This window comes from Phocaeicola coprocola (assembly GCF_041333015.1).
GTDB lineage: Bacteria > Bacteroidota > Bacteroidia > Bacteroidales > Bacteroidaceae > Phocaeicola > Phocaeicola coprocola.
The window spans coordinates 1,305,048-1,317,786 of record NZ_JBGKGM010000001.1; the positions used below are offsets into that span (position 1 = coordinate 1,305,048).

The window sequence follows — 12,739 nt, forward strand, 5'->3', positions numbered from 1 at the left end:
TTGCTTTTTTTATTTGATGGTTGTACTTAAGTCGTTTCCTGAAGGACGTTGGAATATTCGCAAGCCGAATTCGGGAATTACAGCAAGAATATGATCGAAGATTTCTCCTTGAATTTGTTCATACTCGGGCCATACAGTGGTGTTCGAGAAACAATATATTTCCAATGGAAGTCCTTCAGAAGTAGGTTGCATCTGACGTACCATGATCATTAATTCTTTATGTGTACGAGGGTGTTCTCGCAGGTAATTCTGGAGATAGCTGCGGAAAACATATAGGTTTACCACTTGTGTTTCAGGTTTAGCTTGTGCTTCATCTATCCATCCGCGAGAGGCAAACATTATCTTTTCTTTGTCGGAACAGAAATGTACGGTTGTCATGTCTATGAATATTGAACGTTTGATGCGTCGTCCTCCTGTTTCACGCATTCCTCGCCAATTCTGAAATGAATCGCTGACTAGTGCGTAGGGAGGTATGGTTGTAATCGTCTTGTCGAAGTTACGTACCTTGACGGTAGTCAGTGAAACTTCCAGTACATCACCGTCTGCTCCGTACTTGGGCATGGTAATCCAGTCTCCCGGGCGCAGCATATCGTTGGCCGAAAGCTGTACGCCTGCTACAAGTCCCAATATACTGTCTTTGAAAATCAACATCAGGACAGCGGCCGAAGCTCCCAGACCAGCTAGGATGGTTGCTGCATTTTGGTCGATCAGTATGCTGATGATTAATATGATTCCTATACCGATGGCAACCAAATTAATCATCTGATAGATTCCTTTCAGCGGGCGGTTGCGTAGCGTTTCATGCTCATTGGAAATTTCGTATAGTGAATTTAAGAACGAATTAACAAGCATGAGAGTTGTGATTACCAGATATATAAGACATCCTTTTAATAATATATCAAGGACTTGGGGTATATTGTTAAAGACGAATGGCAGTAACAAGTAAAACATGATAGGAGGAATCATGCGGCAAAAGCTGGTCATCATTCTTTCGTTGAACAAGTAGTCGTCCCATGTAGCTTTGGTGCGAGATGTTATTTTGTGAACTGCTGGTATGACCAAGTGTCTGAATAATTTGGTTATGATATATGAAATCAGCAGGATAAGTGCGATAAGTGTAAGACGGGTGCTCCAGCTTATATTCTCTTTGTCAATGCCCATATCTGATAATTGTTGGGCTATCTCTACATACAAATCTTCCATGATTATGCGTATTTTATATATGTTACGGGCAAATATACGAAGGTTTTTTTATATATTTATCGGCAAGTAATTATAGATTAGAAGAATGTTTCATGTTTATCGTTCGTTAATTTTTATACTTTGCAGCTTGCTATGTCTGCCGTCGTGTATTCGTGACGATTCGCCATCCGGTGCGGAAGAAGTTCGTCCTGGAGACAGACTGCCCGATTTTACAGTTTCTTTAAATGATAATACCCTTGTGGTTGCTTCCGACCTGCTTGGCAAGGTTGCTGTTTTAGTGTTTTTTCATACGGAATGTCCCGACTGCCAGAAAGAATTTCCTGTCGTACAACGGCTTTATGATTATTACAGAGATAATTCTACGGTAAAAATATATTGTATCAGCAGAGAAGAACCTGCTGACGAAGTTGCTGCATATTGGCAGGAAAACGGACTTACTATACCTTATTCTCCTCAGTCGGGCAGGGAGGTATATAACTTGTTTTCTGAACGAGGTATCCCTCGAATTTACGTTTCGGACAAGCACCTTGTGGTATATTCAGTCTATTCCGATAATCCGATTGCTACATTCGAACAGTTGAAATCGGATGTAGAATATTGCTTGAACGGAAATTAATTTGCATTGCACGAATATATGCTATATGTGCATTTTTTTATCATATCTTTTTGCAAAACAAATGGTTTCATTAAATTTGCCGTCAATTAAACTACTAATACTAATAAATATATTATCTAATGAGCTTGAAAATTGTTGTATTGGCAAAGCAAGTACCTGACACTCGCTGTGTAGGGAAAGATGCCATGAATGCCGACGGTACAATTAACCGTGCGGCTCTTCCGGCTATCTTCAATCCGGAAGACCTGAATGCTTTGGAACAAGCGCTCAGACTGAAAGACACACATCCGGGTTCTACCGTAACCATCTTGACGATGGGACCGGGACGTGCCGCTGAAATCATTCGTGAAGGATTATACAGAGGAGCTGATAATGGCTATTTGTTGACTGACCGCGCTTTTGCAGGTGCTGATACGCTGGCTACTTCGTATGCGCTGGCTACGGCTATCCGTAAGATTGGTGAATATGATATCATTGTGGGTGGTCGTCAGGCTATTGATGGTGATACTGCACAGGTAGGTCCTCAGGTAGCAGAAAAGTTGGGATTACCTCAGGTTACATACGTTGAAGAAATTCAAGAGGTAAAAGACGGGCGTATCCGTGTGAAACGTCATATCGACGGTGGTGTGGAAACAGTAGAAGCTCCACTTCCGATTGTCTTGACTGTAAACGGTAGCGCAGCTCCTTGTCGTCCGCGTAATGCAAAACTGGTTCAGAAATATAAACGTGCTTTGGGCGGACAGGAAAAAGCTGCCATTACAAAAGATGGAGCAGAGTTGCCTTATGCTTCTTTATACGAAAGCCGTCCTTATCTGAATATTATAGAGTGGAGTGTTGCCGATGTGAATGGTGATACGAAACAATGTGGTTTGTCGGGCTCACCTACTAAGGTGAAGAAGATTGAAAATATCATCTTCCAGGCTAAGGAAAGCAAAACTATTACAGGTAGCGATGCTGATGTAGAAAACTTGATTGTAGAACTGTTGGCTAACCACACTATTGGATAAAGACTATGAATAACGTATTTGTATATTGTGAGATGGAAGGCAAGCATGTTGCCGATGTCAGTCTCGAACTTTTAACCAAAGGTCGTAAGTTAGCCAATCAGTTGGGATGCCAGCTGGAAACAATCTGTGCCGGCAGCGACCTTGCCGATGTAGAAAAACAAGTTTTGCCATACGGAGTAGACCGTGTTCATGTATTCGATGCTCCGGGCTTGTTCCCTTATACTTCACTTCCTCATACTTCTATTCTTGTCAACTTGTTTAAGGAAGAAAAACCACAAATCTGTCTGATGGGAGCTACCGTTATCGGTCGTGACCTGGGACCGCGTGTTTCTTCAGCTCTGACAAGTGGTTTGACTGCCGACTGTACTCAGTTGGAAATCGGTAATCATGAAGATAAGAAGAATGGGGTTACTTATGAGAATCTGTTGTATCAGATTCGTCCGGCTTTTGGTGGTAACATTGTAGCTACTATCATCAATCCGGAACACCGTCCGCAGATGGCGACTGTTCGTGAAGGCGTGATGAAGAAAGAAATTGTTGATGCTAACTACCAGGGTGAGGTTATTCGTCACGACGTTGCGAAATATGTACCCGAAACAGATTATGTGGTAAAGGTTATCGACCGTCATGTTGAGAAAGCTAAACATAACCTGAAAGGTGCTCCTATTGTGATTGCAGGTGGTTACGGTATGGGAAGTAAGGAAGGATTCGACATGCTGTTCGAACTTGCTAAGGAACTTCATGCAGAAGTAGGCGCGAGCCGTGCTGCTGTAGATGCTGGTTTCTGCGAGCACGACCGTCAGATTGGTCAGACAGGTGTAACAGTACATCCGAAACTGTATATCGCATGTGGTATTTCTGGTCAGATTCAGCACATTGCCGGTATGCAGGATGCAGGTATCATTATATCTGTAAACAATGATCCTAATGCACCAATTAACACCATCGCTGATTATGTAATCAACGGAACAGTGGAAGAAGTGATTCCGAAAATGATTAAGTATTATAAAAAGAACAGTAAATAATGGCAAACTTTTATACAGAACATCCGGAACTCAAGTTTCACTTGAATAATCCGATGATGGAGCGTATCTGTCAGTTGAAAGAACGCAATTACAGAGATAAAGACGAGTACGATTATGCACCGCTGGATTATGCGGATGCAATCGACTCTTATGATAAAGTATTGGAAATTACCGGTGAAATTACCGGTGAGGTGATTGCTGCAAATGCAGAAGGAGTAGACGAAGAAGGTCCGCATTGTGCAAACGGTCGTGTGGAATATGCTTCTGGTACAAAGGCTAACCTGGATGCAATGGTAAAGGCTGGTCTGAATGGTATGACAATGCCTCGCCGATTTGGTGGCTTGAACTTTCCGATCACTCCGTATACCATGTGTGCGGAAATCGTGGCTCAGGCTGATGCTGGTTTCGGTAATATCTGGTCACTTCAGGACTGTATCGAAACACTTTATGAATTTGGAAACGAAGATCAGCACAGTCGTTTTATTCCACGTATCTGCGCAGGTGAGACCATGTCTATGGACTTGACTGAACCGGATGCAGGTTCTGACCTTCAGAGCGTAATGTTGAAGGCTACTTACGATGAGGCTAATAACTGCTGGCGTCTGAATGGTGTGAAACGTTTTATTACAAACGGTGATGCCAACTTGCACTTGGTATTGGCTCGTTCGGAAGAAGGTACACACGACGGTCGTGGATTGTCTATGTTTATTTACGACAAGAATGACGGTGGTGTAGATGTACGCCGCATCGAAAACAAACTGGGTATTCATGGTTCTCCAACTTGTGAATTGGTTTACAAGAATGCAAAGGCTGAACTTTGTGGTGAACGCAAGCTTGGTTTGATTAAATATGTCATGGCTTTGATGAACGGTGCTCGTTTGGGTATCGCTGCTCAGTCAGTTGGTTTGAGCCAGGCTGCATACGATGAGGCTTTGGCTTATGCAAAAGACCGTAAGCAGTTTGGTAAAGCCATTATCGAGTTCCCGGCTGTATACGATATGCTGGCTACCATCAAGGCAAAACTTGATGCTGGTCGTGCTTTGTTGTATCAGACTTCTCGCTATGTAGATATCTATAAAGCTTTGGATGATATCGCTCGTGAACGCAAGCTGACTCCGGAAGAACGTCAGGAACAGAAACGCTATGCAAAACTGGCCGACAGCTTTACTCCACTGGCAAAAGGTATGAACTCTGAATATGCTAACCAGAATGCATACGATTGTATTCAGGTACATGGTGGTTCTGGTTTCATGATGGAATATGCTTGTCAGCGTATTTACCGTGATGCTCGTATCACAAGCATTTACGAAGGTACTACTCAGTTGCAGACTGTTGCTGCTATCCGTTATGTAACTAACGGAGCTTATGCTGCTACTTTGCACGAATACGAACTGATTCCTTGTGCACCAGAATTTGAAGGCTACCTGAATCGTATTAAAGATATGACTCGTAAATTGGAAGCTTGTACAAATGCAGTAAAAGAGGCTCAGAATCAGGAACTGCTCGACTTCGTAGCACGTCGTCTGTATGAAATGGCAGCTGTCTGTGTAATGAGTCATTTGTTGCTTCAGGATGCAACGAAAGCTCCAGAACTGTTTGCTCAGTCATTGAATGTATATGTAAATTATGCAGAATCGGAAGTTGAAAAGCATTTCAACTTTATCCGTAAGTTCAATGCTGAAGAACTTGCTAGTTATCGGAAATAATTAACAGCTCCTTTTTACATAGAGAAAGCCCGGTGTGTAGCCGGGCTTTTTTAATGACACTTCTTGAAGGCATATTGCAATTATCAGTTTATCTCTATAATAGATGCTTGAACTTACGTCTTAACCAGCGGTCGAAAATTCTCAGTAAAGGTAGTGCAATCAGCATCGGAAGATAAAAAAGGAGTGATGAAGGCTCTGGCAGATTGTTGACCGACGCATGTAATCCTTCGGATATTTCTTCTCCATACATCCATATAATCATACCCATACATCCTCCTGTCATCAGCATGACAGTGATAATCATTAATATAAATAAGCGTTTCTCTTGTCGTTTTTCACGCAGATACATTTCTTCTCCGATTCGTTTCATCATGCGATAGGTGAAATTACTAGGAAGCTGGGGAGTCTTACTTTGTTTGGCAGCTTTCTTTAGTCCTTGGTCTTTATATTCTGTCATTTTTAATCCTCCTTTTGCATTAATACATATAATTTCTTGCGTAAGCGGTGTAGCTTGACTTTAATATTCCCTTCGTTCAAATTCAGAATCTGTGCAAGTTCTTGAATGGAATGTTCTTCTTCATAAAACAAAGTGACCAGTGCCCGTTCTTCGGCTGTTAGCTTGGTTAATGCTTGTTGCAGTTTTTCTATTTGCTCTTCCGATTCATTGTTTAATGCGTCATCTATTTGTGTATCCGATATTCGATTCCACTGATTATCATCTATAACTGTTTGCTCTACATTCTTTTTTCTAAGAAAAGATAGGGCGGTATTATAGGCGATACGGTAAATCCACGTAGAAAAATTACTTTTCCCATTGAATGAAGATAAATGTTCAAAGGCTTTCATAAATGTATCCTGAGTCAACTCTTCAGCATCTTCTTCGGAATTGACCATACGGACAATCAGTGAAAAAACCGGTTGCCCATAAGTATCGAGGAAGTAAGCATACTCTTCTGTTTTTCCTGCCAGGATACGCGTGATGATATATGATTCGTCTTTTTCCATTTGTTCTTTTAGACGCTTCTTCAAAAGGAAGGTTACAGCAGTTTGAGAAAAAATTTTTTCTTTATTTTTATGTAACCTTTTGGACCTTTTCTTCGTCTAAACGGACAAAGAAACAAAATTATTCACTTTAAAGAAAAACGATATGGATGAATTGACAATTGTTGCTAATGTAGCGATAGTTTTTGGAGTTATTTACAAGTTGTTCGAACTGTTTGTCGGTAGAAAAGAACGTATGATGCTGATAGAAAAACTTCCAGCAGAAGCTCTTGCTGATGGGAAATTGAAAAATGGGTATTTATCCTCTTTATTTAACTGTATGGGAGGTGGACTGGTTTCATCTGTATCTCTCCGTTTTGGTTGTTTATTGGTAGGACTTGGGTTAGGTTTGTTAATAGGATATTGTATTGTAGTAGAAACTCAGCCTGGATATTTTATGGAAAATGTTGGGTATGCTGTACGTGAAACAGTATCTATTATTTATGGAGCAAGCGTGTTGCTCGGAGGAGGGCTTGGACTGATTGTTGCATTTATTATTGAGGTTATGCGTGCTTCACGAAATAAATGATATAAATTCAATGTGAAATCAGATAATAGTAAGCAGCCCGCCATTGATGAAAATTGCATTGATGGTGGGCTGCTTTTTTTGAAAAAATAGTGACTGTAAGCTTGCTTATGTTGAATTTCAGTCATAAATAAAAGTTTATATCCTGAGCTTTTATAAAGTCTTTGTATCTTTGTCTGTATAATCAAATTGAATTTATGGCAAAGAAAGAGGAATATAAACAGCGGAATATTGATTTTCTAAAAGAAAATTCGCAAAAAGAAGGAGTGCAAAGACATCCTTCCGGTATTATGTATCAGATTGTTCAGCAGGGAACTGGTACGCAATCGCCTAATTTGAGAAGCATTGTTTCTGTACATTATCGGGGTACGCTGATAAATGGTCGTGAGTTTGATAACTCGTGGAAGAGAGGATGTCCTGAAGCATTGAGAGTTTCTGATGTAATAGAAGGTTGGCAGATTGCTTTGCAACAAATGCATGTTGGGGACCGTTGGGTGATTTATATTCCTTCAGAACTTGGGTATGGTAGTCGGACTTCAGGCCCTATCCCAGCTTGCTCTACATTGATATTCGAAATAGAATTGTTGAATGTTTTTTAATGTTGAAGATGCTTGATAAGGCGATTCTATAATTTATTAACTCTTATTTTTTATAAGAAATTCTTCTGTTCAAGTGTCTTTCTCATAATTGGCGTTTTGTAAAGATCTCCAATTGATTGATTCTGGCTTAGATTTGAGCAAGTAATTTCTATTGATGAAATTAATGTGAAAATGCTTGTATTTTAGGTATTTATATACAATTGAGAGAAAGCTTGTCAGAAGACGGCATTTTTCTGATAACTCGCAGATAATATCTGATAAAATAAAAGCCATAGCAGCTTGCCGATTTAACTGGTGAATGCTATGGCTCTTATTTTTATAAATCAATTCTATCTTCTTATATCATTATAACTTTCAGTAAGTGTATAGAATTTTGAATATGAAGATAGACTCTTATTTTACTGTTTTTCCATTTATCTGAAGATTTTTCATAGTGATATCCGTTACATTTTCTATCCGGTTACCACCTTTCTTTACATTGTTAAATTGTGAATCTTCAACAGATATATTATATACGCAATCTTTGTTTGGTAGTCCTACTGCATAAATTCCATATTGGCTGTTTTCGCAAGTGATGTTTTTTAAATGTACATTTCGTACAATAGGAGGGAAGGCTCGGTTGCAGTTTTCTTTACTTTCATATAGCAAATTAATTTTTAAAACAGCTTCATGACATTGGCCTACTTTGATGTTTCTTACAAAAACGTTTTCTACGATACCTCCACGGCAGTCATTTGTTTTAATTCGGATAACTCTGTCCAGTTGTGGGCTATCCATTACACAGTTTTCAACATATAGGTTACGGTAACCTCCAGAAATCTCACTGCCAATAACAACACCTCCATGTCCGTTTTTCATTTCGCAGTTGCGTACAATGATGTTTTCACTTGGTCGATTCCATTTTCTACCATCTTCATTTCGTCCGGACTTGATGGCAATGCAGTCATCTCCTGTATCGAAACGACAGTTCTCGATTAATACATTCTTACAAGATTCCGGGTCACATCCGTCTCCGTTGGGACCACGATTGTAGATTTTAACTCCACGCACAATCAGACTTTCGCAAAGAAGGGGATGAATTACCCAGAACGGTGAATTGAGCAAAGTAACATCTTCTATTAAGATAGTATTGCAAAGATAGAAGTTGATGAGTTGTGGGCGTAAAGCATCTTCAGGTGTCATAACTCGTTCATAGATAGGGCGTTTTAACTCAGCATAACCCATAAGGCGTTCGCGGCTTCCTAGTTTTTGACTGTGCATGCCTTCTTTCCATCCGTAGTGTACAGCACCACACATTGGCCACCAGGCTTCATTCGATCCTTGTCCGTCGATAGTTCCTTTTCCGGTAATAGCGATGTTTGATTCTCCGTAGGCATAAATCAATGGGCGTGCATTGTAGCAGTCTAAACCTTCCCAGCGTGTAATAACTCCCGGAAAATATAGTTTCTGATCTGTTGAAAACTTCAATGTAGCTCCTTCTTCAAGATGCAGGTTTACATTACTTTTCATTGTAATAGGACCTGTATAAAAAGTTCCTTTAGGGATAACGACGGTACCTCCTCCTTCCTGATTGCAGGTTGTAATTGCCAAATTGATCTGTTCATGACATGGCTGATCGGGGGTATCTGTCGTGGCTCCAAAGTCTTTAATGTTGTAAACTTTCCCCGGGAAGCTGGTTCGTTTAATTTGTTGTTCGATTTTTACACTTTCTTTAAATGCTTTATCAAAATCGATTGGCTCGGAAGCAAATAAAGAAATACATAGAAATACCATCAGGCTAGTCACCCCTAATTTTTTCCAGTTAGATGGAAAACGTAGTTTTGTACAAATGTTTTCTTTCATGGTAATAAATTTTTTGTTTTAAATTTGTTAGTGTTCTCAAAGATACAATTTTTTGGTATTGTGGCCGTTCACGGAATACTTATTTCTTTCGATTTGTTTCAAAAGTAATGAAATTGGTAAAAAATACGTTGTTTCCGGCTCCTACGAGAGAGACTATCTGTTATGAGCATTTGTAAACATATACCCGCTTTTTGATTTTGGGGAGGATACTGCCTGTTTTGTGTACTTTGATTCTGCATTGCCTAGTATGTGAGGTATTTCGTTTATTTTTTATTTGGTAATGAATGGTGAAAAATATTTTCTGATGATACATTCTGTTTTTAAGTTATATGAATATGTCTGGGTAGAAGATTATTTGGTGTATATGGTTTTTAATATACAATGGGCTGGACTTGCTTTTTCGAAATACCTATTATTTTTATCCTTCATTTATGCTGCTGTTTTTCTTTTTATTAGTTGCTGATAATCAGTCTGTTCATTATGCTGAAAAAAATATGCTGTAATTTTTAAAAAAGAAGGTGTATTTTAGGTAAAAATATGCCGTTGTTTTAATGAAGAGAAGGCGTTGTTTTTCCATTGTGCCGCTTTTTGCGGATAATGCGGTGTGTTTTCCTTCGCGCACATGCGCCCGCCCGCGCAATAAATATTATTGTGCAGGTTTTCTGCCTCCTTCTGCGAATGCTGAAAAAATATGCCGCGTAACATATCTGTTTTCCAGTGTTTTACGAAAAAACTTTGAAAAACGGTCAAAAAAAAGTGGTGTAAAAGTTGGAGTTTGCGAAAAAGTGCGTAATTTTGCACCCGCTTTCGAGAGAGAAACGCAGTAAAGCATTGACAGAGTGAACGTGAGGTTTCCGGTTTTTCGGGTGTTGCCTTGTATCTTACCTTAGCCGTGCTAAGGGAGCGAGAAGGGCTTCCGGTTCCGGTTCCTGACCGCTGAAAAATTTTTTTTCGAAAAAAACTTCGAAAAAATTTGGTGGTTAAGAAAAAACCTCTTACCTTTGCAAACGCTTTCGCTAACAAACGGAAGCTTGAAAATAAAGAAATAGTTCTTTGAAAGACTTTAGATAAACAAACGAAATGTAGTACAAGCAGTAGTCATGTGATATATATAATGTGTATCCGTGATGAAGTGATAAAACCGTCAATCTGATTAAATAATCAAGAAACATTCGGTCACCTGAACAGAGATAAAAGAGTACTCGCAAGAGTAAAAAGATATTTTACAATGAAGAGTTTGATCCTGGCTCAGGATGAACGCTAGCTACAGGCTTAACACATGCAAGTCGAGGGGCAGCATGAACTTAGCTTGCTAAGTTTGATGGCGACCGGCGCACGGGTGAGTAACACGTATCCAACCTTCCGTTTACTCAGGGATAGCCTTTCGAAAGAAAGATTAATACCTGATAGTATGGTGAGATTGCATGATGGCACCATTAAAGATTTATTGGTAAACGATGGGGATGCGTTCCATTAGGTAGTAGGCGGGGTAACGGCCCACCTAGCCGACGATGGATAGGGGTTCTGAGAGGAAGGTCCCCCACATTGGAACTGAGACACGGTCCAAACTCCTACGGGAGGCAGCAGTGAGGAATATTGGTCAATGGGCGAGAGCCTGAACCAGCCAAGTAGCGTGAAGGATGAAGGTCCTACGGATTGTAAACTTCTTTTATACGGGAATAAAGTATCCTACGTGTAGGATTTTGTATGTACCGTATGAATAAGCATCGGCTAACTCCGTGCCAGCAGCCGCGGTAATACGGAGGATGCGAGCGTTATCCGGATTTATTGGGTTTAAAGGGAGCGCAGACGGGAGATTAAGTCAGTTGTGAAAGTTTGCGGCTCAACCGTAAAATTGCAGTTGATACTGGTTTCCTTGAGTGCAGTTGAGGCAGGCGGAATTCGTGGTGTAGCGGTGAAATGCTTAGATATCACGAAGAACCCCGATTGCGAAGGCAGCTTGCTAAACTGTAACTGACGTTCATGCTCGAAAGTGTGGGTATCAAACAGGATTAGATACCCTGGTAGTCCACACGGTAAACGATGGATACTCGCTGTTGGCGATATACTGTCAGCGGCCAAGCGAAAGCATTAAGTATCCCACCTGGGGAGTACGCCGGCAACGGTGAAACTCAAAGGAATTGACGGGGGCCCGCACAAGCGGAGGAACATGTGGTTTAATTCGATGATACGCGAGGAACCTTACCCGGGCTTAAATTGCAGACGAATTACGAGGAAACTTGTAAGCCGCAAGGCGTCTGTGAAGGTGCTGCATGGTTGTCGTCAGCTCGTGCCGTGAGGTGTCGGCTTAAGTGCCATAACGAGCGCAACCCTCGTGGTCAGTTACTAACAGGTTAAGCTGAGGACTCTGGCCAGACTGCCATCGTAAGATGTGAGGAAGGTGGGGATGACGTCAAATCAGCACGGCCCTTACGTCCGGGGCTACACACGTGTTACAATGGGAGGTACAGAAGGCCGCTACCCGGCAACGGGATGCCAATCCCCAAAACCTCTCTCAGTTCGGACTGGAGTCTGCAACCCGACTCCACGAAGCTGGATTCGCTAGTAATCGCGCATCAGCCACGGCGCGGTGAATACGTTCCCGGGCCTTGTACACACCGCCCGTCAAGCCATGAAAGCCGGGGGTACCTGAAGTGCGTAACCGCAAGGAGCGCCCTAGGGTAAAACCGGTAATTGGGGCTAAGTCGTAACAAGGTAGCCGTACCGGAAGGTGCGGCTGGAACACCTCCTTTCTGGAGCGTGACCTGAATAAGGGTTTTGTCCCTTGTGCTGCATGGGAGTTTGTTTAACGATATAGAAGAGAGAAAGATGAAGCCGAGTCGGTAACAGACTAGGTTGAACTGAATCACAAAAGCTAGTCCTATAGCTCAGTTGGTTAGAGCGCTACACTGATAATGTAGAGGTCGGCAGTTCAACTCTGCCTGGGACTACCCGAAAGGAAGGAAGAAAAAACTTCCTTAAAAATTTGCGGGAACGAAGGAAAACGCTTACCTTTGCAGCCGCAAAAAAACGGGGGATTAGCTCAGCTGGCTAGAGCACCTGCTTTGCACGCAGGGGGTCAACGGTTCGAATCCGTTATTCTCCACCATAAAGATAGGTCTATGACATGATGTAACAAGCAAAAAGTAATTTTAGTACGAAAGCTAAAAGTAT

Annotated in this window: 11 protein-coding genes, 2 tRNA genes and 1 rRNA gene; 9 read left to right on the plus strand and 5 right to left on the minus strand. The window is 41.2% G+C overall.

The annotated features are described in order from the left end of the window. Window positions 1-9: 9 nt before the first annotated feature. Entirely contained in the window at window positions 10-1,203 is a 1,194-nt protein-coding gene (locus ACDG22_RS05380) for a mechanosensitive ion channel family protein (protein WP_007566966.1), read from the minus strand. 85 nt (window positions 1,204-1,288) lie between these two features. Here ACDG22_RS05380 and ACDG22_RS05385 point away from each other — a divergent pair, with 85 nt between their 5' ends. From ACDG22_RS05385 to ACDG22_RS05400, 4 genes are all read left to right on the plus strand, one after another. Continuing rightward, window positions 1,289-1,819, plus strand: a complete 531-nt coding sequence (locus ACDG22_RS05385) for a TlpA family protein disulfide reductase (RefSeq protein WP_177593339.1) — start codon at window positions 1,289-1,291, stop codon at window positions 1,817-1,819. A 119-nt stretch (window positions 1,820-1,938) separates the two neighbouring features. After that, complete coding sequence (locus tag ACDG22_RS05390) at window positions 1,939-2,826, plus strand: electron transfer flavoprotein subunit beta/FixA family protein (protein WP_007566962.1); 888 nt, start codon at window positions 1,939-1,941, stop codon at window positions 2,824-2,826. 5 nt (window positions 2,827-2,831) lie between these two features. Beyond that, a complete protein-coding gene (locus ACDG22_RS05395; RefSeq protein ID WP_007566960.1) occupies window positions 2,832-3,851 on the plus strand; it encodes an electron transfer flavoprotein subunit alpha/FixB family protein in 1,020 nt (339 codons plus the stop codon). After that, window positions 3,851-5,557 carry an acyl-CoA dehydrogenase family protein gene (locus tag ACDG22_RS05400; RefSeq protein ID WP_007566958.1) on the plus strand — a complete coding sequence of 569 codons (1,707 nt, stop codon included), beginning with the start codon at window positions 3,851-3,853 and terminating at the stop codon, window positions 5,555-5,557. Before ACDG22_RS05395 ends, ACDG22_RS05400 begins: the two co-directional genes overlap by 1 nt. A gap of 94 nt (window positions 5,558-5,651) precedes the next feature. Here the strand turns inward: ACDG22_RS05400 and ACDG22_RS05405 are convergent, their stop codons facing one another. Together ACDG22_RS05405 and ACDG22_RS05410 are read right to left on the minus strand one after the other, a co-directional pair. Continuing rightward, complete coding sequence (locus ACDG22_RS05405; protein WP_270669148.1) at window positions 5,652-6,014, minus strand: hypothetical protein; 363 nt, start codon at window positions 6,012-6,014, stop codon at window positions 5,652-5,654. Window positions 6,015-6,016: 2 nt separating this feature from the next. Then, complete coding sequence (locus ACDG22_RS05410) at window positions 6,017-6,562, minus strand: RNA polymerase sigma factor (protein ID WP_270669147.1); 546 nt, start codon at window positions 6,560-6,562, stop codon at window positions 6,017-6,019. Between the two features lie 142 nt (window positions 6,563-6,704). Here ACDG22_RS05410 and ACDG22_RS05415 point away from each other — a divergent pair, with 142 nt between their 5' ends. After that, complete coding sequence (locus ACDG22_RS05415) at window positions 6,705-7,127, plus strand: DUF6249 domain-containing protein (protein WP_270669146.1); 423 nt, start codon at window positions 6,705-6,707, stop codon at window positions 7,125-7,127. 194 nt (window positions 7,128-7,321) lie between these two features. Further along, on the plus strand, window positions 7,322-7,723 hold the full coding sequence (locus ACDG22_RS05420; RefSeq protein WP_270669145.1) for an FKBP-type peptidyl-prolyl cis-trans isomerase: 402 nt from the start codon (window positions 7,322-7,324) through the stop codon (window positions 7,721-7,723). Between the two features lie 393 nt (window positions 7,724-8,116). Here ACDG22_RS05420 and ACDG22_RS05425 read toward each other — a convergent pair whose 3' ends face one another. Together ACDG22_RS05425 and ACDG22_RS05430 are read right to left on the minus strand one after the other, a co-directional pair. After that, window positions 8,117-9,496, minus strand: a complete 1,380-nt coding sequence (locus ACDG22_RS05425; RefSeq protein WP_270669150.1) for a glycoside hydrolase family 28 protein — start codon at window positions 9,494-9,496, stop codon at window positions 8,117-8,119. A gap of 594 nt (window positions 9,497-10,090) precedes the next feature. Continuing rightward, window positions 10,091-10,270, minus strand: coding sequence for a hypothetical protein (locus ACDG22_RS05430; protein WP_370858804.1), 180 nt, complete (start codon window positions 10,268-10,270; stop codon window positions 10,091-10,093). Between the two features lie 520 nt (window positions 10,271-10,790). Between ACDG22_RS05430 and ACDG22_RS05435 the strand changes: the two genes are divergently transcribed. The 3 genes from ACDG22_RS05435 to ACDG22_RS05445 all read left to right on the plus strand — a co-directional run bounded on the left by ACDG22_RS05435 (window position 10,791) and on the right by ACDG22_RS05445 (window position 12,674). Then, a 16S ribosomal RNA gene (locus tag ACDG22_RS05435) occupies window positions 10,791-12,318 on the plus strand. Between the two features lie 124 nt (window positions 12,319-12,442). After that, window positions 12,443-12,516: transfer RNA gene (locus ACDG22_RS05440), tRNA-Ile, on the plus strand. An 81-nt stretch (window positions 12,517-12,597) separates the two neighbouring features. Next, window positions 12,598-12,674 (plus strand) — tRNA-Ala (locus ACDG22_RS05445). The last annotated feature ends 65 nt before the right edge of the window (window positions 12,675-12,739 follow it).

Excerpts from the sequence above, each read along its gene's own strand:
- ACDG22_RS05380 (WP_007566966.1), bottom strand. The coding sequence starts at position 1,203 with ATGGAAGATTTGTATGTAGAGATAGCCCAACAATTATCAGATATGGGC.
- ACDG22_RS05385 (WP_177593339.1), top strand. The coding sequence starts at position 1,289 with ATGTTTCATGTTTATCGTTCGTTAATTTTTATACTTTGCAGCTTGCTA.
- ACDG22_RS05390 (WP_007566962.1), top strand. The coding sequence starts at position 1,939 with ATGAGCTTGAAAATTGTTGTATTGGCAAAGCAAGTACCTGACACTCGC.
- ACDG22_RS05395 (WP_007566960.1), top strand. The coding sequence starts at position 2,832 with ATGAATAACGTATTTGTATATTGTGAGATGGAAGGCAAGCATGTTGCC.
- ACDG22_RS05400 (WP_007566958.1), top strand. The coding sequence starts at position 3,851 with ATGGCAAACTTTTATACAGAACATCCGGAACTCAAGTTTCACTTGAAT.
- ACDG22_RS05405 (WP_270669148.1), bottom strand. The coding sequence starts at position 6,014 with ATGACAGAATATAAAGACCAAGGACTAAAGAAAGCTGCCAAACAAAGT.
- ACDG22_RS05410 (WP_270669147.1), bottom strand. The coding sequence starts at position 6,562 with ATGGAAAAAGACGAATCATATATCATCACGCGTATCCTGGCAGGAAAA.
- ACDG22_RS05415 (WP_270669146.1), top strand. The coding sequence starts at position 6,705 with ATGGATGAATTGACAATTGTTGCTAATGTAGCGATAGTTTTTGGAGTT.
- ACDG22_RS05420 (WP_270669145.1), top strand. The coding sequence starts at position 7,322 with ATGGCAAAGAAAGAGGAATATAAACAGCGGAATATTGATTTTCTAAAA.
- ACDG22_RS05425 (WP_270669150.1), bottom strand. The coding sequence starts at position 9,496 with ATGGTATTTCTATGTATTTCTTTATTTGCTTCCGAGCCAATCGATTTT.
- ACDG22_RS05430 (WP_370858804.1), bottom strand. The coding sequence starts at position 10,270 with ATGTTACGCGGCATATTTTTTCAGCATTCGCAGAAGGAGGCAGAAAAC.